The organism is Streptomyces sp. NPDC031479 (genome assembly GCF_055581065.1).
The window spans coordinates 132743-152951 of the sequence record NZ_JBVIKC010000008.1 but is presented as its reverse complement, the minus strand read 5'-3'; the positions used below and the strand labels follow the sequence as shown (position 1 = coordinate 152951).

The window sequence follows — 20209 nt, the reverse complement described above, 5'->3', positions numbered from 1 at the left end:
GTGGCCTACTCCTTTTGACCGGGCTTTGCGAAAACGGGTGGGGATCACCCGTCCGGTTGGCACAAGATGGACCGAACCCCCTCGATCATGCCGACCGGAGCCTGCGCGTGCTCATACGACTTTTGCGGACCCACCTCGGTCCGTACCGGAAACCGATCACCGTACTGGTGCTGCTGCAGCTGCTGCAGACCAGTGCGAGCCTCTACCTGCCCACCCTCAACGCGGACATCATCGACAACGGTGTCGTCAGCGGCGACACCGGTTACATCCTGCGCTTCGGCGCGCTGATGCTCGGCGTCTCCCTCGTGCAGCTCGTGTGCAACGTCGGCGCCGTCTACTACGGCGCCCGCACCGCGGCCGCACTCGGCCGGGACGTCCGCGCCGCCGTCTTCGACCGGGTGCAGAGCTTCTCCGCCCGCGAACTGGGCCAGTTCGGCGCACCCTCGCTGATCACCCGGACGACGAACGACGTCCAGCAGGTCCAGATGCTGACCCTGATGACCTTCACCCTGATGGTCTCGGCGCCGATCATGTGCGTCGGCGGCATCGCCATGGCGCTCTCCCTCGACGTGAAGCTGTCGGGCGTGCTCCTCGCGGTGGTGCCCGTGCTCGGTCTCGCGGTCGGTGCGATCGTCTTCAGGACGCGGCCGCTGTTCCGCCAGATGCAGGACCGCCTCGACACCGTGAACCGGGTGCTGCGCGAGCAGATCACCGGCAACCGCGTGATCCGCGCGTTCGTCCGCGACGGCTACGAGGAGGAGCGGTTCCGCACCGCGAACTCCGACCTGACCGGCGTCTCGCTCGCCTCGGGCAAGCTGCTGGCGCTGATGTTCCCGACCGTCATCGTCGTCGTGAACATCTCCAGCGTGGCCGTCATCTGGTTCGGCGCCATGCGCGTGGACAGCAACGGCATGGAGATCGGCCAGCTGACGGCCTTCCTGGCCTACCTGATGCAGATCGTCATGTCCGTGATGATGGCCACCTTCATGTTCATGATGGTGCCGCGCGCCGAGGTCTGCGCCGAGCGCATCCAGGAGGTCCTGGACACCGAGTCCAGCGTGGTCCCGCCGGCCGAGCCGGTCCGCAAGCTCCTGCGGCGCGGGCAGCTGGAACTGCGCGGCGCCGACTTCCGCTACCCGGGCGCCGAGGCGCCGGTGCTGCGCGGGGTGGACCTGGTGGCCCGCCCCGGCGAGATCACCGCGGTGATCGGCTCCACCGGCAGCGGCAAGTCCACGCTGCTCGGCCTGGTCCCCCGGCTCTTCGACGCGACCGGCGGCGACGTGCTGGTCGACGGGGAGGACGTGCGCCGGCTCGACCCGGAGCTGCTGGCCAGGACGGTCGGCATCGTCCCGCAGAAGCCGTACCTGTTCTCCGGAACGGTCGCCTCCAACCTCCGCTACGGGCGCCCGGACGCCAGCGACGAAGAGCTGTGGCACGCCCTGGAGGTGGCCCAGGCCAGGGAGTTCGTCTCCGAGCTGCAGGGCGGGCTCGACGCGCCCATCACCCAGGGCGGAACGAACGTCTCCGGCGGCCAGCGCCAGCGTCTGGCGATCGCCCGCACCCTGGTGCAGCGGCCCGAGATCTACCTCTTCGACGACTCCTTCTCCGCCCTGGACTACGCGACGGACGCGGCGCTCCGCTCGGCGCTCGCCCGCGAGACCGAGGAGGCGACGGTGGTCATCGTGGCGCAGCGGGTCTCCACGATCCGCGACGCCGACCGGATCATCGTCCTCGACGAGGGCCAGGTGGTCGGCGAGGGCCGCCACCACGAGCTGATGGCCGGCAATGAGACCTACCGGGAGATCGTGCTCTCCCAGCTGACGGAGGCGGAGGCCGCATGAGCGGGCCCGGAGGACGGATGATGATGGGCCCGGCCCAGAGGTCCATGGACTTCAAGGGGTCGGGCAAGCGGCTGCTGCGGCAGCTGGCGCAGGACCGGGCCAAGCTCTGGGGCATGGTCGCGGCCGTGTTCGCGAGCGTGGCCTGCGCGGTGGTCGGACCGAAGATCCTCGGCGAGGCCACCGACCTGGTGTTCGCCGGGATCGTCGGCCGGCAGATGCCGGCCGGCATATCCAAGGAGCAGGCCCTGGAGGGTCTGCGCGCCAAGGGTCAGGACGGGATGGCGGACATGCTGTCCGGCACCGACTTCACCCCGGGCGAGGGCATCGACTTCGGCGCCGTCGGGGTCGTGGCGATCTGGGCGCTGGTGGTGTTCACGCTGGCGGGGCTGCTCATGCTGGTCGCGACGCGGCTGTCGAACCACGTCATGAACGGCACCGTGTACCGGATGCGCGAGGAGCTCCAGGCGAAGCTGTCGCGGCTGCCGCTGTCGTACTTCGACCAGCAGCAGCGCGGCGAGGTGCTCAGCCGGGCGACGAACGACATCGACAACGTCGGGCAGACCCTGCAGCAGACGATGGGTCAGCTGCTGAACTCGCTGCTGACGATCGTCGGCGTGCTGACGATGATGTTCTGGATCTCGCCGCTGCTGGCGCTGGTCGCGCTGCTGACCGTACCGGTCTCGATCTTCGTCGCGGCGAAGATCGGCAAGAAGTCGCAGCCGCAGTTCGTGGCGCAGTGGAAGAGCACCGGCGCGCTGAACGCGCACATCGAGGAGATGTACTCCGGCCACACCCTGGTGAAGGTCTTCGGGCGGCAGAAGGAGTCGGCGGCGGTCTTCGCCGAGCAGAACGAGGAGCTCTACCGGGCCTCCTTCAAGGCGCAGCTGGTCAGCGGCATCATGCAGCCGGTGATGTTCTTCATCTCGAACATCAACTACGTGCTGATAGCCGTGGTCGGCGGTCTGCGGGTGGCCTCTGGCACCCTGTCGATCGGTGACGTGCAGGCCTTCATCCAGTACTCGCGCCAGTTCTCGATGCCGCTGACGCAGGTGGCCTCGATGGCGAACCTGGTGCAGTCGGGCGTCGCGTCGGCGGAGCGGGTGTACGAGCTGCTGGACGCGCAGGAGCAGGAGCCGGACGCAGAGGTTCCGGAGCGTCCGGAGCAGCTGCGCGGCCAGGTCACCCTCGACAAGGTGGCCTTCCGCTACGAGCCCGACAAGCCGCTCATCGAGAACCTCTCGCTGAGCGTGGAGCCGGGCCAGACGGTCGCGATCGTCGGGCCGACGGGCGCCGGCAAGACCACGCTGGTCAACCTGTTGATGCGGTTCTACGAGGTCACGGGCGGGGAGATAGCCCTCGACGGGGTGGACATCGCGAAGATGACCCGCGAGGAGCTGCGCTCCGGGATCGGCATGGTGCTCCAGGACACCTGGCTGTTCGGCGGCACGATCGCGGAGAACATCGCCTACGGCGCTTCGCGCGAGGTCACCCGCGCGGAGATCGAGGAGGCCGCGCGGGCGGCGCACGCCGACCGCTTCGTCCGCACCCTGCCGGACGGCTACGACACGGTGCTGGACGACGAGGGCGCGGGCGTCAGCGCGGGCGAGAAGCAGCTGATCACGATCGCCCGGGCGTTCCTGTCGGACCCGGTGATCCTGGTGCTCGACGAGGCGACGAGCTCGGTGGACACCCGTACCGAGGTGCTGATCCAGAAGGCGATGGCGCGCCTGGCGCACGGCCGTACGTCCTTCGTGATCGCGCACCGGCTGTCCACGATCCGCGACGCGGACGTGATCCTGGTGATGGAGAACGGCTCGATCGTGGAACAGGGCACCCACGAGGAGCTGCTGGCCTCGGACGGCGCGTACGCGCGCCTGTACGCGGCGCAGTTCGCCCAGGCGGTCGCCGAGGTCGACTAGCTTCGGCCGGGCTGCGACAAGGGGGCGCCCCTCGGGGCGCCCCCTTCCGCACGTCCGGGCGGGCCGGTCAGTCGAGGTAGCCGCGCAGTTGGTCGGCGAAGGCGTGGTCGCGCAGTTTGTTGAGGGTCTTGGACTCGATCTGGCGGATCCGTTCGCGGGTCACGCCGAAGATCCGGCCGATCTCCTCCAGGGTGCGCGGCCGCCCGTCGGCGAGCCCGTAGCGGAGCTGGACCACCTTGCGCTCGCGCTCCCCGAGGGTCGACAGCACGGCTTCCAGGTGCTCGCGCAGGAGGAAGAACGCGGCGGACTCCACGGGGGAGGCGGCGTCGCCGTCCTCGATGAGGTCGCCGAGGGCCACGTCGTCCTCCTCGCCGACCGGCGCGTGCAGGGAGACCGGCTCCTGCGCGAGGCGGAGCACCTCCAGCACCCGCTCGGGGGTCAGCTCCAGGTGGACGGCGACCTCTTCGGCGGTGGGTTCGTAGCCGCGCTCCTGGAGCATCCGGCGCTGGACGCGCACGACACGGTTGATCAGCTCCACAACGTGGACGGGCACGCGGATGGTGCGGGCCTGGTCGGCGAGGGCCCGTGACATCGCCTGCCGGATCCACCAGGTGGCGTAGGTGGAGAACTTGTAGCCGCGGGCGTAGTCGAACTTCTCGACGGCCCGGATCAGTCCGAGGTTGCCCTCCTGGACCAGGTCGAGCATGGTGAGGCCGCGTCCGACGTAGCGCTTGGCGACGGAGACGACCAGGCGCAGGTTCGATTCGATCAGCCGGCGCTTGGCCATCCGGCCCATGACGACGAGCCTGTCGAGGTCCACGGCGAGCTGGGAGTCGAGGTCGGCGGCGCCGCCGAGCTTCTCCTCGGCGAAGAGCCCGGCTTCCACCCGCCGTGCGAGGTCGACCTCCTCGGCGGCGGTGAGCAGCGGGATCCTGCCGATCTCGCGCAGGTACTGCCGGAAGAGGTCCGCGGAGGGTCCGGCCCCGCCGCCCTCCGCGCCGCGGGCCCGGGGCGGGGGCGCGTGCTCGATCGGTTCCAGGACCTCGGGCCCCTCGTCGGCCGCTCCGTCCTCGGCCGCTCCGTCCTCGGCCGCCTCGGCCGCCGGATCCGCCGCTTCGTCCACGGCCTCGTCCACGGCCTCGTCCGCCCTTCGGGCCTCGGGAGCGGCGGCGGTCCGGGCCGTGCCGGTCGCATCGGCGGTTTCGTCGACCGGCCGGCTCACGTTCACGGTCAGGGTCTGGGTCTGCACGGGGGCGACCTCCAGGGCTGGCGAGGACTCAAGCACCGCACCTCAGTGTGGGGTACGACACATCGCCGCCACGAGGGGCGTGCGAGCACTTTCTGAGTCCGGTGCGTGACCGGATGGTTACCCCCCGCCGGGAACCCCGATGCGGATCGGACGCATGTCCGAGATGATCGACATCATGTCTTCGTACGGAACCTACGAAACCCACGTGACGGTCCTGTGTCCGGACGCGGCGGAGCTGGCCCGGCTCGAATCATGGGCCGGGGCACGGGAGTTGAAGGTCACGCACATCACGCCGGTCCGGGGCCGGGCACGCTCCCGGTCGATGCTGACGCTGCCGGACCGCACGGGTCACGAGAGGCTGGTGCCGCAGCTGCGGGCGGCGGGCTTCGACCCGGTCCGGGTCAAGGTGGAGACGGTGCCCTGGAGCACGGAGCCGGCGGGCCCAGGCGGGGGCTACCACGAACACCACCTGCGGCTGCTGCTGCCGCCCGGGTACGACCACGGGGCGCTGGAGGCGCTGGTGCTCCCGCACGGGGCCCGTCTGTCGTGGACGGCCGGCGGCGGCCGGCCGGGGTCCGGTGGCGCGGGAGCGGAGCAGGAGCGGTACGTGACCCAGCGGGTGCGCGGCAGCGCCTCGCGGGCGGCGGCGGCCTGCGACACGCTGATCGCGGAACTGGTGGCGGCCGGCTACGAGATCGCGTGCGAGTTGCGCGAACTCGTGCTCTACGACAGCGACCTGTCGCCGGCGGGCCCGGCGGACGGGCCGGAGCCGGGCGGCGAGAAGCCGGGCGGCGAGCGGCGGAGCGGGGAGGGGCGGGCCGGGAAGGGGTGGCCCGGGAAGGGGCGGGCCGGGGAGGGGCTTTAGGCCATCCAGAAGAAGACGGCCGTCATCCGCTTGTCCTCCAGGGTCGTGCCCCAGTAACCGGTCGCGCTGTGGATCAGGTTGGCGGAGTAGAGCAGGAGCCGGTTGTAGCGGTGCGGGACGCGGACGTCCTCGGTGAAGGAGTCCTCGGGGACGAAGCGGGTGCCCAGGGCGTCGACCAGGTTGTTGTGCGGGGCGAGGACCTGGTTGCCGCCGAGGACGCCGCCGGGGAGGCTCTGGCGGTAGAAGCTGGTGCCGCAGTCCTTCGGGGTGCCGGGGCTGAGGTAGAGCACGGCGGCGTAGCGGCACAGGGTGCGGGAGTCGGTGTGCGGGCGGGGATCGCACTCGCCCTCGCCGACGACCTGGACGCAGTTGTGGTTGAAGGTGCCGGCGCCCTCCGGGTTCTCGGGCCAGATCCGCCGGGCGCCCGTCGCCTGTCGCACCAGCCTTTCCACGCGGGCCAGTTCGGGCGGCTCCAGACCGGGCATGGCCCGCAGTCCCGGCCAGGGCTCGGGCTTGTGCGGGGCCCCCTGGACCCAGTCCTCCTTGGCCAGGCAACGGGCCCGGACGGCGTCCACGTCGGGCAGCACGTCGTCCAGGACCCAGTAGTCGCGGCCTCGGGTCGGCTTGCGGTACGGAAGCACCGGGAGGGCGCGGGAGGCCGGAGGCTGCTGGGGGCGGAATACCATGGCCGGAACGGTAGTTCGGGGCTCTCGACCCCGCGCCAAAGCGTCGACCAAGACTGCGGCAAGAGATGGTCTCGGTACCGTCGGGCGGGCTACGCCGGCTCGACGCGGACCGCGCACACCTTGAACTCCGGCATCCGGGAGACGGGGTCCAGGGCGGGGTTGGTGAGGGAGTTGGCGCGCCCCTCCCCCGGCCAGTGGAACGGCATGAACACCGTGTCGGCCCGAATGGTGTCGGTGACGCGGGCCGGGGCCACCGCCCGTCCCCGACGGGAGGTCACCGCGAGCGGGGTGCCGTCGCTCACCCCGAGCCGGGCTGCCAGGCGCGGGTGGAGTTCCACGAAGGGGCCGGGCGCGGCGGCGTTGAGCTCGGGCACCCGGCGGGTCTGGGCGCCGGACTGGTACTGGGCGACGACCCGGCCGGTGGTGAGCAGCAGGGGGTAGTCGGCGTCGGGGGTCTCGGCGGCGTCCCGGTGGGCGACGGGCACGAAACGGGCCCGGCCGTCGTCGGTGGCGAAGCGGTCCAGGAAGAGCCGGGGCTCTCCCGGCGAGCCCTCGGGGCAGGGCCAGAAGACGCCCTGTTCGGCTTCGACGCGGGCGTAGGAGATGCCGGAGTAGTCGGCCGGGCCGCCGGCGGAGGCGCGGCGGAGTTCCTCGAAGACCTCCTCCGGGTCGGTGGGGAAGCCCTTCTCCACTCCGAGGCGGCCGGCGAGCCCGTGCAGCACCTCCAGGTCGCTGCGGACCCCGGGCGGCGGGGTGAGGGCGCGGCGGCGCAGCAGGACGCGGCCCTCCAGGCTGGTGGTGGTGCCGGTCTCCTCCGCCCACTGGGTCACGGGCAGGACCACGTCCGCGAGGGCGGCCGTCTCGGAGAGGACGACGTCGGCGACGGCGAGGAAGTCCAGGGCGCGGACGCGTTCCTCCACGTGGGCGGCGCGGGGTGCGGAGACCACCGGGTTGGAGCCCATCAGGAGCAGGGCCCGTACGTCGGTGCCGAGGGCGTCGAGGAGTTCGTAGGCGCTGCGTCCGGGGCCTGGCAGGGTGTCGGGGTCGACTCCCCAGACCCCCGCGACGTGCGCGCGGGCCGCCGGGTCGGTGAGCTTGCGGTACCCGGGGAGCTGGTCGGCCTTCTGGCCGTGCTCGCGGCCGCCCTGGCCGTTGCCCTGGCCGGTGAGGCAGCCGTAGCCGGACAGGGGGCGGCCGGCCCGGCCCGTGGCGAGGCAGAGGTTGATCCAGGCGCCGACGGTGTCGGTGCCCTTGGACTGCTGTTCCGGGCCGCGCGCGGTGAGGACCATGGCGGAGGGGGCGTCGCAGAACATCCCCACCGCCTCGCGGAGCCGGGGCACCGGTACCCCGGTGATCCGTTCCACCAGCTCCGGCCAGTGGGCCATGGCGGCGGCCCGCGCCTCCTCCCAGCCGGTGGTGCGCGCGGCGATGAACTCCTCGTCGGTGCGGCCCTCGGCGACCACCAGGTGCAGCAGCCCGAGGGCGAGGGCGAGGTCGGTGCCGGGGCGCGGGGCCAGGTGCAGGTCGGCCTGCTCGGCGGTGCGCGTGCGGCGCGGGTCCACGACGATCAGGGTGCCGCCGTTCGCCTTGAGCTCGGTGAGATAGCGCAGGGCGGGGGGCATGGTCTCGGCCAGGTTGGAGCCGACGAGGATCACGCAGCCGGTGCGCGGGACGTCCTCCAGCGGGAAGGGCAGGCCGCGGTCGAGCCCGAACGCCCGCTGGTGCGCGGCGGCGGCCGAGGACATGCAGAACCGGCCGTTGTAGTCGATCTGGGAGGTCCGCAGGGCGACGCGGGCGAACTTGCCGAGGGTGTACGCCTTCTCGTTCGTCAGCCCGCCGCCGCCGAAGACGCCGACCGCGTCGGGGCCATGCGCGCGGGCGGTGCGGGCGAGGCCCGCGGCGACGGCGTCGAGGGCCTCCTCCCAGGTGGCCGGGACGAGCCGCCCGGCGTGGGTGCGGACGAGCGGTTCGGTCAGGCGCACCCGGGAGGAGAGCACGGCGGGGGCGGTGCGGCCCTTGCCGCACAACGCGCCCCGGTTGACGGGGAAGTCGGCCCGCTCCTCGACCGTCACCGTGGTGCCGTCCGGGGTGGGACGCAGCAGCATCCCGCACTGGAGCGCGCAGTACGGGCAGTGGGTGGCGGTGGGGGCGGCGGCTTCCGGCGTGGACATGCGTCCAGCCTGCTCCGGGGGTGTTACACGGGTCGCGCCCCCGCGTTACGGACAGGGGTTCTCCCCCTCAGCGCCGTCCCGCGGGGACGGTGAGGGGGACGGCGAGGAGAACGGCAGGCGGTACTCGGGCCGGTCCGGGACCTCGACGTACTCGATCCGGCCGTGGAGGACGTCGAGGATCAGCATGCCCCGGTCGGGGAGCAGGGGCACGTTGCGGAAGCCGGGCCGTAGGGGGTGCCCGGCACGTGCGTGCCGGGCACCCCGGATGCTCTGGCAGAAGTCGTCCGCACAGCCGCACGCCCCGTCACTGGCCGGTCAGGTACTTCACCGTCAGGCCGGCCGTCCAGCCGCCGTCCACGGCCAGCTCGGCGCCGGTCACGTATCCGGCGGCGTCCGAGAGCAGGAAGGCGACGGCGGCGGCGATCTCCTCGGGGACACCGACCCGGCCGAGGGGGGCGCCGGGGTAGTTGCCCTCGCCGGCCTGGATGCCGATAGGGGCCGTCATCGGGGTCAGCGTCATGCCCGGGTGCACCGAGTTCACCCGGATCCCCGCCTCGGCGAGCTCGACCGCGCCGATCTTCGACAGGCCGCGCACGCCCCACTTGGAGGCCCCGTACCCGGCGGTGAGGGCGAGTCCGGTGAGCCCGGCCGCGGAGGAGATGTTGACGATGGAACCGCCGCCGTTCGCCCGGAGCAGCGGGATCGCCGCCTTGATCCCGATGAACACGCCGACCAGGTTGATCTCGACGACCCGGCGGAAGTGCTCGACGCTCTCGTGCTCCAGGAACCGGCCGGTGGATATGCCCGCGTTGTTGACGAGCCCGTCGATCCGGCCGAACTCGGCGACCGCGTGCTCCAGGGCCGCCTGCCAGTCGTCCTCGCTGGTCACGTCGTGCCGCAGGAAGCGGGCCGCGTCGCCGAGCTTCGCCGCGGTCGCGGCGCCCTCCGCCTCCAGCACGTCGGTGATCAGAACCCGGCCGCCGCCGTCCACGACGGCCTGCGCGACCGCCGCGCCGAGCCCCCGGGCCCCACCGGTGATGACGACGACCTTGCCGCTCAGATCCACAACAGCCACGGTTCCACGCCCCTGCCAGACAGATCGGTATATGACTAATCGGCATAGCCGATCGCGGCGTCAGTCTGCCAGACCGCCCAGGGCCCGCGACACCCCCTCCTCCTTCGGCCCGAGGAACGTCGGATCCGGTCGGAGGACCGCGTCCAGCGCCGCCTTGCCCGCCGCGAACACCTCGCGGGCCCCGCCGTAGTACCAGGTCGCGTCGTGCGCGTCGTCGACCCCGACCCCGTACGCGTCCACACCCGCGGCCTGGCACAGGGCCACGGCCCGGTGTATGTGGAACCCCTGGCTGACCAGGACCGCCCGGTGCACCCCGAAGATCTCCCGGGCCCGCACGCAGGAGTCCCAGGTGTCGAAGCCGGCGTAGTCGCTGACCACCCGCCCGTCCGGGACCCCGTGAGCGGTGAGGTAGGTCCGCATCGCGTCGGGCTCGTCGTACTCCCGGCGGCTGTTGTCCCCCGTGACCAGGACCACCTTCACCTTGCCGGCGCGGTACAGCTCCACGGCCGCGTCGAGCCGGTTGGCCAGGTACGGGGTCGGGCGGCCGTTCCACAGCCCCGCCCCGAAGACCACGGCCACCTCCGCCGCGGGCGCGCGGGCGGTGGTCCGCAGCCGGTCGGCCGCGCTCACGTGGGTCCACGTCGCGGGCAGCAGCGCCAGCACGCACAGCCCCATCACGACCCGCACCGCCCGCCGCCTCGCCCGCACCGTCCGCGGCCACCCCGCCCGCGACCGCCCGGACCCCGCACCGAGCTCCGGCCCGGCAACCACCACCCCGCCCGTCACCCGGTCCGTCACCCCGTCCCTCACCACGCCCGAACTCGCCCCCGCGCCCGTCCCCACGCTCGCGTTCCCGCCCGCGCCCATGTCGGCGCCCACGCCCTTACCCATGCCCGTACCCACGTCCGTACCCGCGTCCGTACCCGCGTCCGCACTCAGGTCCGTGCCCGCGTCCGTACCCGCGCCCCTGCCCGCGCCCGCGCCCCTGACCTGCTCCGGCTTCCCCATGACCGATCCCCCCTCGCTCCACGCCTCGTTCGCACGGATTGACGAACCGCCCCGGCCCGCCAGTTCCACCCGCCCCCGCTTTCACCCGTACGAATGAGCGAGTGAGCCGGCCGAAACGACCCGTCACCCCGGCGCAACGCCCACGCAACCTCCGGCGCGCAGTATCGGTTCATGACGGAGCCGGTGCACCCTCCCGAAACCCTTCCCCTCCCCCTCCCCTTCGGCAGCGCGGCCGAGCTGCTGTCCCGGATCACCGACCAGCTCGGCACCCAGCTCAGCGGACTGCGCCCGCCACGCGCCCGGCACCACGGAGCCCACCCATGCAGCCCACCCTCGTCGCCGTGGCCCACGGCAGCCGCGACCCGCGCGCCCCGCGTACCGTCCTCGCCCTCCTCGAACGGGTCCGCGAGCTCCGCCCCCGCCTCGACGTCCGCCTCGGCCACATCGAGCTGAACCGGCCCCTGCTCGGCGACACCCTGCGCGCACTGTCCGGGGAGGCGGTGCTCGTGCCGCTGCTGCTCGGGCGCGGCACCCACGTCAAACGGGACCTCCCCGCCTCCGCCGCCCGGGCCGCACACCTGCGGGTCCGCGTCGCCGCGCCGCTGGGGCCGCACCCGCTGCTCGTCGAGGCCCTGTTCGAACGTCTCCTGGAGGCCGGCTGGAACCCGGGCCGACGCGACGGCGCGGCCGTCGTGCTGGCCGCCGCCGGATCCCGCGACCCCGAATCCGCCGCCGACACCCGGCGCACCGCCGCCCAGCTGTCCGAGCGGCTCGGCGGGATACCCGTGGCGCCGGCCTACGCCTCCGCCAACACCGCCGCCACACCGGGCGTCCCCGAGGTCGTGCGCGCGCTGACCGCACGCGGCCACCACCGGATCGCGGTGGCCTCGTACTTCGCCGCCCCGGGCCGGTTCGCCTCCGCGGGCGCCGCCGCCGCGCCCGGTCCGGCGTCCGCCCCGCTCGGCGCCCATCCGGCGCTGGCCAGGCTGGTCCTCCAGCGCTACGACGAGGCCCTCGCCCGCGAGGCCGACCGGCGCGAACTGGCCAGCGCATAAAGGCGGTGTTCGTTCGGATTGCTCGGATTGTCGGTGACTCCGGTTAACGTCTGAGCATGGAAGGCACCCCGCACGCCCCCGCCTACGAGTCCTACGACACGGCCGCCACCGAGCGCTGGGCCCCCGAGCCCGACAAGCGCCCCGGCCGCACCGCCTTCCAGCGCGACCGCGCGCGCGTGCTGCACTCGGCCGCCCTGCGCCGGCTCGCCGGGAAGACCCAGGTGGTCACCCCGGGGACACGTTCCTACGAGTGGGACGCGAGCCCCCGTACCCGGCTGACCCACTCCCTGGAGTGCGCGCAGATCGGCCGGGAGCTCGGCGCCGCCCTGGGCTGCGACCCCGACCTCGTCGAGGCGGCCTGCCTCTCCCACGACATGGGCCACCCGCCCTTCGGGCACAACGGCGAGGAGGCGCTCAACGAGTTCGCCAAGGACTGCGGCGGCTTCGAGGGCAACGCCCAGTCGCTGCGCCTGCTGACCCGGCTGGAGCCCAAGCGGTTCGTGCCGGACCCGGCGGGCGGGCAACCCGTCAGTGTCGGCCTCAACCTCACCCGCGCCTGCCTGGACGCCGCCACCAAGTACCCCTGGGCCCGGGGGAACCACCCCACCGACCCCGGCTCGGTGAAGTTCGGCGCCTACGAGGACGACCTGCCGGTCTTCGAATGGCTGCGCCGCGGCGCGCCCGCCGACCGCAAGTGCTTCGAGGCCCAGGTCATGGACTGGGCGGACGACGTCGCGTACTCGGTGCACGACTTCGAGGACGGTCTGCACGCCGGGCACCTCGACCCCAACCTCCTGTTCGCCGAGCCCGAGCGGGCCGTCATCTGGCGGGTCGCCATCGGCCGCTACGTCCCGGCCGACACCGAGCCCGAGGAACTGCGCGAGGCGCTCGACCGTTTGATGGAGGAGGACTGGTGGCCGCACGGCTACGACGGCTCGGCCGTGGCCCAGGCCCGGCTGAAGGACGCCACCAGCCAGCTGGTCGGCCGCTTCTGCCTGGCCGCCGAGGGCGCCACCCGTGAGGCGTACGGCTCCGGCCGCCTCACCCGCTACGGCGCCGAGCTGGTGGTGCCGCGCGAGGCGCGCAACGAATGCGCCGTCCTCAAGGCCGTCGCCGACCTGTACGTGATGCAGCGCGACGAACAGGAGCGGCTGCGCGCGGACCAGCGCATCGTCCTGGCCGAACTCGCCGAGGCGCTCAGCGCCCGCGCACCCGAGGGGCTGGACCCCCAGTTCCGGGCGATCTTCGACGCCGCCCCGGACGACAGGGCCCGCAAGCGCGCGGTGATCGACCAGATCGCGTGCCTGACCGATGCCTCCGCCCGCTCCCTGCACGCACGCCTCACCAGACGCGGGCGGCGCACCGGGGGGTGAGCCGATCGGGCCATTCCCCCTTCACGCGGCAGGCTCGGTGCGGGACGCTCGCATGTGGTCGCATGTGGCGAAGAGGTTATGAGGAGGCATCAGGTGGTCGACGCACACCAGACGTTCATCATCGTCGGCGGAGGGCTCGCCGGGGCGAAAGCCGCCGAGACGCTGAGGGCGGAGGGGTTCACGGGGCGGGTGATCCTGATCGGGGACGAGCGCGAGCATCCGTACGAGCGGCCACCGCTGTCCAAGGGCTACCTGGTGGGCAAGGAGGACCGCGACAGCGTCTTCGTCCACGAGCCGTCCTGGTACGCGAGCGCCGAGATCGAACTGCACCTGGGCCAGCCCGCCGTCCACCTGGACCGGGCCGCCAAGACGGTGCGCCTGGGCGACGGCACCTTGCTGCACTACGACAAGCTCCTGCTGGCCACCGGCGCCGAACCGCGCCGCCTGGACGTCCCGGGAACGGGCCTGGCCGGCGTGCACCACCTGCGGCGCCTCGCGCACGCCGAGCGGCTGCGGGGCGTCCTGGCCTCCCTGGGCCGGGACAACGGCCACCTGCTGATCGCGGGCGCCGGCTGGATCGGCCTGGAGGTCGCGGCGGCGGCCCGCGAGTACGGGGCCGAGGTCACCGTGGTCGAGCCGTTGGCCACCCCGCTGCACGCGGTGCTGGGCCCGGAGGTCGGCCGGCTCTTCACGGACCTGCACGCCGAGCACGGGGTCCGCTTCCACTTCGGGGCGCGGCTCACCGAGATCGTCGGCCAGGACGGCATGGTGCTGGCCGCACGGACGGAGGACGGCGAGGAGCACCCGGCGCACGCGGTGCTCGCGGCGATCGGCGCCGCGCCGCGGACCGCGCTCGCCGAGACCTCCGGCCTGGCCCTGGTCGACCGGGAGCACGGCGGCGGGATCGCGGTCGACGAGTCGCTGCGCACCTCCGATCCGGACATCTACGCGGCCGGGGACGTGGCCGCCGCGCACCACCCGTGGATCGGGTCCCGGCTGCGGGTGGAGCACTGGGCCAACGCCCTCAACGGCGGCCCCGCCGCCGCGCGGGCGATGCTGGGCCGGGAGGTCAGCTACGACCGGGTGCCGTACTTCTTCTCCGACCAGTACGACGTGGGCCTGGAGTACTCGGGGTACGCCCCGGCCGGGAGCTACGACCAGGTGCTGATCCGCGGGGACGTGGGCAAGCGGGAGTTCATCGCCTTCTGGCTCTCCGGGGGCCGGGTGCTGGCCGGCATGAACGTGAACGTGTGGGACGTCACCGAACAGATCCAGGCCCTGATCAGGTCGGGACGTCCGGTGCAGGCCGACCTGCTCACGGACCCGGAGGTTCCGCTCACCTCGCTGCTGCCTGCGCAGGGGGCCTGACGGGTTTGTCCGCGCCCGGCCGTAGACTTCACGCGTGGCAGGACGGATCAACGACGACGACGTGAAGGCGGTACGGGACGCGGTCCCGATCGACGCCGTGGTCTCCGAGTACCTCCAGCTGCGCAACGCCGGCGGCGGCAACCTCAAGGGCCTGTGCCCCTTCCACGACGAGAAGTCCCCGTCCTTCCAGGTCAGCCCCAGCAAGGGCTTCTACCACTGCTTCGGCTGCCAGGCCGGCGGGGACACCCTCGACTTCATCATGAAGATCGACCACCTCTCCTTCTCGGAGGCGGTCGAGCGGCTGGCCGGCCAGGCCGGCATCACCCTGCGGTACGAGGAGGGCGGCTACACCGCCGGCACCAGCGGCCGCGGCGAGCGCATCCGCCTGGTCGAGGCCCACAAGGCCGCCGCCCTCTTCTACGCGGAGCAGCTCGGCGGGGCCGAGGCGGAGATCGGCCGCCGGTTCCTGGCGGAGCGCGGCTTCGACCAGGCGGCGGCCGAGCACTTCGGCGTGGGCTACAGCCCGGCCGGCTGGGACCACCTGACCCGGTTCCTGCGCGGCAAGGGCTTCAGCGACAAGGAGCTGATCCTCTCCGGCCTGGCCCAGGACAGCCGCAGCGGCAAGCCCATCGACCGGTTCCGCGGCCGGCTCATGTGGCCGATCCGCGACATCAGCGGCGAGGTCGTCGGCTTCGGCGCGCGCAAGCTGCGCGACGACGACAACGGCCCGAAGTACCTGAACACCCCCGAGACGGCGATCTACAAGAAGTCCCAGGTGCTGTACGGCATCGACCTGGCCAAGAAGGAGATCGCCAAGACCTCCCGGGCCGTGGTCGTCGAGGGCTACACCGACGTCATGGCCTGCCACCTGGCCGGGGTCACCACCGCCATCGCCACCTGTGGCACGGCCTTCGGCGGGGACCACATCAAGATCCTGCGCCGGCTGCTGATGGACAACGCGACCGCTGAGGTGATCTTCACCTTCGACGGTGACGCGGCCGGGCAGAAGGCGGCCCTGCGGGCGTTCGAGGACGACCAGAAGTTCGCCGCGGAGACCTCCATCACCATCGCCCCGGGCGGGATGGACCCCTGCGACCTGCGGCTCGCTCAGGGCGACGCCGCCGTGTCCGGGCTGGTGGACTCCCGCACCCCGCTGTTCGAGTTCGCGCTGCGGCACATCGTGGGCCGGCACAACCTGGAGAACCCGGCGGGCCGCGCGGCCGCGCTGGCCGAGGCCGCTCCGGTCGTCGCGAGCATCAAGGACCTGTCGATCCAGCACGAGTCGGCCGTCCAGCTGGCGGGCATGCTGGGCATCCTCGACGAGCAGTTCGTCGTCAAGCGGGTCGCGCAACTGGCGCGCTGGGCCCGCGAGCGCGGCAACCAGCCGCAGCAGGGCCGGGGTGGCGGGCGGGCGCCCCAGGAGGCCCCGGCCGCGCAGCCGCCCGCCGCGGACCGGGGCGGTCCCGCACTGAACCTGCGCAGCCCCGCCCACCGCACGGAGCGCGAGCTGCTGAAGCTGGCGCTCCAGCGCCCCGCGCTGGTCTCCCCCGCCTTCGACGCCTACGGGATCGACGAGTTCACCGCCCCGCCCTACGCCGCGGTCCGCCAGGCGATCCAGGACGCCGGGGGCGCCGCCCAGGGCACGGAGGACTACCTGGTCCGGGTCCGCGAGGCCGCGCCGAACGACACCGTCCGCGCGATGGTCACGGAGCTGGCGGTGGAGGCCATCCACGCCAAGACGGTGGACGAGGTGTACGCGGGGGTGCAGCTGGTCCAGGTCCGGCTGCGTGCCGTGGACCGCCGCGTCCTGGAGATCCAGGGCGCCCTGACCCGCCTGAGCCCGCAGGCCCCGCCGGAGCAGCACGCGGCGGTCCAGCAGGAACTGTGGGTCCTCCAGCAGTACGGGCAGCGCCTGCGCAACCGCGGGGCCGAAGGGCTCTGAGCCGGGGCCGGCGGCCGGGCCGTCCCGGCTGCTACACCCGGTCGCCGCGGCGGAGCCAGTCGCCGCCCGGGATCTCGGTGCCCGATGCGGCGAGGCGCCGGGCCAGCGGGGCCGCCGCCAGGTAGACCCAGGCGCGGACGCGGGTGCCGTCGGGGCGGACGGCCGCGCGGGCGACCCGGTCGTAGACGTTCCCCGGGCGGTCCGGGCCCGCGTACTCCTCCAGCAGGTCCAGCGCGGCCAGCAGTTCCCCGTACGCGCCGGGCGCCGGGGTGATCAGCTCCCCGGCGATGGCTGAGCCCGGCCGCTCGACGGCGTACGGGTAGCCGGGCCCCTCGTAGAGCGCCGCGTCCGGCAGCCGGGCGGGTTCCTCGGCCGCCGTCCGGCCCCGCAGGAACAGGGCGTGGTTGACCTCCCCCGGCCGTAGCGTCCCGTACACGAAGAACGGCAGTACGCCGGATTGCGGCCGATCGACCGATGTCACAGGGCCCTCCCTCGGCTCACACTGGGCAGTCCGCGCTCCGGGCCGAAGGTCCCGACCTGCGCGCGGACCACCACCGTACGCCCCGCTGTTACACGTTCTCCCGGCCCCCGTGACGGTCGCCGACTACGGTCGGAAGCCGCCCCCCTCCCCACCCCGACGGTTCCCTCCCCATGACGCGATCACCCCGCCGCACCACCGCCGCCCTGCTGCTGTCCGCCACCGCGCTGGCCCTGGGCGGGTGCGCCGCACCCGGCGGACTGGCCGTCGGCGAGCCCGTCGCTGCCGTCTCCCTCCAGCCGCTGCCGCGGACGCTCTGGCCGGCCTGGGCCGACGACTCGCCCAGGGCCGCGGGGGTCGAGACGGGGACCCGGCAGCCACCCCCGGCGCCGCTGGCGGGCGCGCCCGCGGTGGGTCCTGAGGGCCTCGCGGCGGTGAACGAGCTGGACGTCGTACGGGCGGACAAGCGGATGAAGCCGTTCTTGGGCAAGGGGAGGATCGACGCTCCCGGGCGGGCCGGGGTCCGCCCGGCCGTCCACCTCGACGTGACCGGGGACGGGAAGCAGGACCTCCTCGTCGCCACCGACACCGAGAGCGGGCGGACCGCCCTCAGCGTCTACACCGCCCGGGGCGAGCGGATCGTCCCCATCCTCTTCACCGTCGGGCGGCGGATGGCCGTCGAGTCCCTGGGCCCGGACCTGCTGGTCCGGATCGCCGCCGACGACGGATCCGAGCAGGCCGTCCGCTACCGCTGGGACGGCGAACGGATGACGGTGGTCAGCGACGAACGGCACTTCAACACGTCCTGCCCGAGCCGCGGCCCCGGGTCCCCCGGTCCCTCGGAACGCGCCGGCACGGACGGGCCGGCCCCGCGGTGAGGGTCCTGCCGGCCCGCGGTCGGCGGCCGCTGCGGGCCCTGGGACTGCGCTGGAAGATCGCCGTGCTGCTGGCCGTCGGCTGCTCGCTGGTCGCGGTCACCATCGGCGTCCTGATCCACCAGGCACGGGTGCGCCAGGTGGCCGACGCGGCCCGCAAGAGCGCCACCGAGCAGCTGGTCCGCGTACGGCAGGTCTACGAACTCACCGGCCGGCTCGACTTCGACAAGGTCGGGGAGGCCCACGCCCGGATCGACTGCCCCGGCATGCCGGCGCCGCTGCGCGAGGCCGCCCTGGCCGGACGGCGGAGCACCTATCTCGACCTGTCCGGACCGCACCCGGCGGTGTGGGCGGCGCGGCCGGTGGGCGGCGGCCGGGTGCTGACGGTGCGGCAGGCGCTCACCGCCGAGCAGGCCGAACTGGCGGAGCTGGACGGGCAGCTGATCGCGTCCGGGACCGGCGTGGTGGCGCTCTCCGCGGTGGGCGGGGCGCTGCTGGCCAGCCGGCTCAGCAAGGACCTGCGGTCGGCCGCGGAGACGGCCCGGCGGATCAGCGCGGGCGACCTGGACGCGCGGATCGGGGCCTCGGGGGTCCCGGGGAGCCGCGACGAGGTCGCCGAGCTGTCCTCGGCGGTCGACACGATGGCGGCGAGCCTGCAGCAGCGGCTGGAGGCCGAGCAGCGGTTCACGGCGGACGTGGCGCACGAACTGCGCACCCCGCTGACGGGGCTGCACACGGCGGCCGAGCTGCTGCCTCCCGGACGGCCGACGGAGCTGGTGCGCGACCGGGTGGGAGCGCTGCGCACGCTGACGGAGGACCTGCTGGAGGTGGCCCGGCTCGACGCGAACCGGGAGGAGGCGCAGCTGGAGGAGCACCGGCTGGGGCCGCTGGTCGCCTCGATCACGCGGCGCTCGGGCGTGAGCGCACGGCTGTCGGGCACGGAGGACGTACGGGCCGGCGCGGCGGGCGGCGGGCCGGACGGGCGGCCGGCCGGCGGGCCCGACGAGCGGCGGAACTGCGCGCCCGACGAGCGGCCGGCCGGGTGTGCGCGGGACCGGACGGACGGCCGTGCGGACGGGGGGACGGGCCGCTGGACGGACGGCCGTGCGGGCGCCGGCGCGCTGGTGCGGACGGACGCCCGGCGCCTGGAGCGGATCCTGACGAACCTGCTGCTCAACGCCCGTCGGCACGGGGCCGGCCCGATCACGGTGACGGTGTCCGGGGCCTCGGTGACCGTACGGGACCACGGGCCGGGCTTCCCCGAGAGCCTGCTGCGGGAGGGTCCGCAGCGGTTCAAGACGGGTGCGGCGGAGCGCGGCCAGGGCACGGGGCTCGGCCTGACCATCGCCTTCGGCCAGGCCCAGGTGATCGGCGCCGCCGTGACCCTGTCGAACCCGGACCCCTCGGGCGCGGCAGCCACGGTGACCCTTCCGCGGGCCTGAGGAAGGGGCCCGTCACCCGGACGGGGTGGGGGCACCCTGATGCCCTTCCAGGGGGTCTGACGTGCACGGATCCCGTCCCGCGGGTCACCTCGCGGGAAATCTGACGGTGCTTCAGCAGGCGCGCGCCGGACCGGCCGGTTTTCCTCGGAACACGACCCCGTGTCCCCAGGAGTACCCATGCGCCGCAGCACCGCCCACGTGCTCACCGCCACCGCGCTGACCGCCGTCGCCTTCGCCGGCCCGGTCGCCGGAGCGGTGGCCGCCGCGGACCTCGGCATGGCCGGATTCGCACCCGGGGACTTCGCCGTGCTGGAGGTCTGGCCGAAGTCCGCCACCCCGGGCGCCACGGTCACCGTGAACACCAAGGCCTGCGGCTCGGGCAGCCTCGCCGAGGGAGACGCCAGCACCGTCGGCGGAGGGCGTTTCAAGCTGGTCCCCGGCACGCACAAGGAAGTGGTCGAGGGACAGTTCCGGGTCGACCACGGCCTCCGGCCGGGCACCTACGGCATCGGCGCGACCTGCGCGAACGGCAAGTTCGCCACCGGTGACCTGGTCGTCACCGAGCACGGCCCGCAGGGCCACGTGCACACCGGGGTGGGCGGTGGCACGACCACCACCACCGACCCCGCCAAGATCACGGCGGGAGCGGTCGCCCTGGCCGCGGCCGCCGTCGGCGGTACCTGGCTCCTGCGTCGCCGGGCGAGCGGCACGCGGAGCTGACGGGCGCCCACCGCGGCCCCGGCCGCGGTCCGACCGGTACCGCCCCCCGTCGCCCGCCCCGCGAGGTCCCCCCCGTTCGCGGGGCCGGGCGACGGCCAGTCCTCCGAACGGCAACCCACGGAACGGAACGGCACGACGAGGG

General features: G+C 73.6%; 17 protein-coding genes. 10 read left to right on the top strand and 7 right to left on the bottom strand.

Features of this window, described 5'->3' with window-relative positions; all coding sequences use genetic code 11:
• Nucleotides 1–107: 107 nt before the first annotated feature.
• Together ACZ5D2_RS12115 and ACZ5D2_RS12110 are read left to right on the top strand one after the other, a co-directional pair.
• Nucleotides 108–1841 carry an ABC transporter ATP-binding protein gene (locus ACZ5D2_RS12115; protein WP_371678643.1) on the top strand — a complete coding sequence of 578 codons (1734 nt, stop codon included), beginning with the start codon at nt 108–110 and terminating at the stop codon, nt 1839–1841.
• A complete protein-coding gene (locus tag ACZ5D2_RS12110) occupies nt 1838–3760 on the top strand; it encodes an ABC transporter ATP-binding protein (RefSeq protein ID WP_371678642.1) in 1923 nt (640 codons plus the stop codon). Before ACZ5D2_RS12115 ends, ACZ5D2_RS12110 begins: the two co-directional genes overlap by 4 nt.
• Before the next feature lie 67 nt (nt 3761–3827).
• Here the strand turns inward: ACZ5D2_RS12110 and ACZ5D2_RS12105 are convergent, their stop codons facing one another.
• A complete protein-coding gene (locus ACZ5D2_RS12105; RefSeq protein ID WP_371681276.1) occupies nt 3828–4895 on the bottom strand; it encodes an RNA polymerase sigma factor in 1068 nt (355 codons plus the stop codon).
• Nucleotides 4896–5184: 289 nt separating this feature from the next.
• Here ACZ5D2_RS12105 and ACZ5D2_RS12100 point away from each other — a divergent pair, with 289 nt between their 5' ends.
• On the top strand, nt 5185–5874 hold the full coding sequence (locus ACZ5D2_RS12100) for a hypothetical protein (protein WP_468928821.1): 690 nt from the start codon (nt 5185–5187) through the stop codon (nt 5872–5874).
• Here ACZ5D2_RS12100 and ACZ5D2_RS12095 read toward each other — a convergent pair.
• The 5 genes from ACZ5D2_RS12095 to ACZ5D2_RS12075 form a co-directional block, all read right to left on the bottom strand.
• On the bottom strand, nt 5871–6560 hold the full coding sequence (locus ACZ5D2_RS12095; RefSeq protein WP_371678640.1) for a DUF6445 family protein: 690 nt from the start codon (nt 6558–6560) through the stop codon (nt 5871–5873). The genes ACZ5D2_RS12100 and ACZ5D2_RS12095 overlap by 4 nt on opposite strands.
• 89 nt (nt 6561–6649) lie before the next feature.
• Nucleotides 6650–8731 carry a molybdopterin oxidoreductase family protein gene (locus ACZ5D2_RS12090; protein WP_468928819.1) on the bottom strand — a complete coding sequence of 694 codons (2082 nt, stop codon included), beginning with the start codon at nt 8729–8731 and terminating at the stop codon, nt 6650–6652.
• 45 nt (nt 8732–8776) lie between these two features.
• On the bottom strand, nt 8777–8941 hold the full coding sequence (locus ACZ5D2_RS12085) for a hypothetical protein (RefSeq protein WP_371678638.1): 165 nt from the start codon (nt 8939–8941) through the stop codon (nt 8777–8779).
• A 94-nt stretch (nt 8942–9035) separates the two neighbouring features.
• The gene (locus ACZ5D2_RS12080) at nt 9036–9806 is read right to left on the bottom strand and encodes a glucose 1-dehydrogenase (RefSeq protein WP_371678637.1); all 771 of its coding nucleotides are present in this window, start codon (nt 9804–9806) and stop codon (nt 9036–9038) included.
• Between the two features lie 60 nt (nt 9807–9866).
• A complete protein-coding gene (locus ACZ5D2_RS12075; protein ID WP_371681275.1) occupies nt 9867–10481 on the bottom strand; it encodes a SanA/YdcF family protein in 615 nt (204 codons plus the stop codon).
• Between the two features lie 653 nt (nt 10482–11134).
• Here ACZ5D2_RS12075 and ACZ5D2_RS12070 point away from each other — a divergent pair.
• From ACZ5D2_RS12070 to dnaG, 4 genes are all read left to right on the top strand, one after another.
• Nucleotides 11135–11869 carry a sirohydrochlorin chelatase gene (locus ACZ5D2_RS12070; protein WP_371678636.1) on the top strand — a complete coding sequence of 245 codons (735 nt, stop codon included), beginning with the start codon at nt 11135–11137 and terminating at the stop codon, nt 11867–11869.
• Nucleotides 11870–11925: 56 nt separating this feature from the next.
• Nucleotides 11926–13242: a deoxyguanosinetriphosphate triphosphohydrolase gene (locus ACZ5D2_RS12065; RefSeq protein ID WP_371678635.1), complete on the top strand. Its 1317-nt coding sequence runs from the start codon at nt 11926–11928 to the stop codon at nt 13240–13242.
• Between the two features lie 93 nt (nt 13243–13335).
• Nucleotides 13336–14610: an NAD(P)/FAD-dependent oxidoreductase gene (locus ACZ5D2_RS12060; protein ID WP_371678634.1), complete on the top strand. Its 1275-nt coding sequence runs from the start codon at nt 13336–13338 to the stop codon at nt 14608–14610.
• A gap of 34 nt (nt 14611–14644) precedes the next feature.
• Complete coding sequence (gene dnaG, locus ACZ5D2_RS12055) at nt 14645–16552, top strand: DNA primase (protein WP_371678633.1); 1908 nt, start codon at nt 14645–14647, stop codon at nt 16550–16552.
• A gap of 31 nt (nt 16553–16583) precedes the next feature.
• Here dnaG and ACZ5D2_RS12050 read toward each other — a convergent pair whose 3' ends face one another.
• Nucleotides 16584–17033 carry a gamma-glutamylcyclotransferase family protein gene (locus ACZ5D2_RS12050; RefSeq protein WP_371678632.1) on the bottom strand — a complete coding sequence of 150 codons (450 nt, stop codon included), beginning with the start codon at nt 17031–17033 and terminating at the stop codon, nt 16584–16586.
• A gap of 170 nt (nt 17034–17203) precedes the next feature.
• On the opposite strand from ACZ5D2_RS12050, the gene ACZ5D2_RS12045 reads away from it, so the two are divergent.
• The 3 genes from ACZ5D2_RS12045 (at nt 17204) to ACZ5D2_RS12035 (ending at nt 20067) form a co-directional block, all read left to right on the top strand.
• Entirely contained in the window at nt 17204–17908 is a 705-nt protein-coding gene (locus ACZ5D2_RS12045; RefSeq protein WP_468928815.1) for a hypothetical protein, read from the top strand.
• Nucleotides 17905–19347: an ATP-binding protein gene (locus tag ACZ5D2_RS12040; RefSeq protein ID WP_468928814.1), complete on the top strand. Its 1443-nt coding sequence runs from the start codon at nt 17905–17907 to the stop codon at nt 19345–19347. Before ACZ5D2_RS12045 ends, ACZ5D2_RS12040 begins: the two co-directional genes overlap by 4 nt.
• Nucleotides 19348–19524: 177 nt before the next feature.
• Entirely contained in the window at nt 19525–20067 is a 543-nt protein-coding gene (locus ACZ5D2_RS12035; RefSeq protein WP_371678629.1) for a hypothetical protein, read from the top strand.
• The last annotated feature ends 142 nt before the right edge of the window (nt 20068–20209 follow it).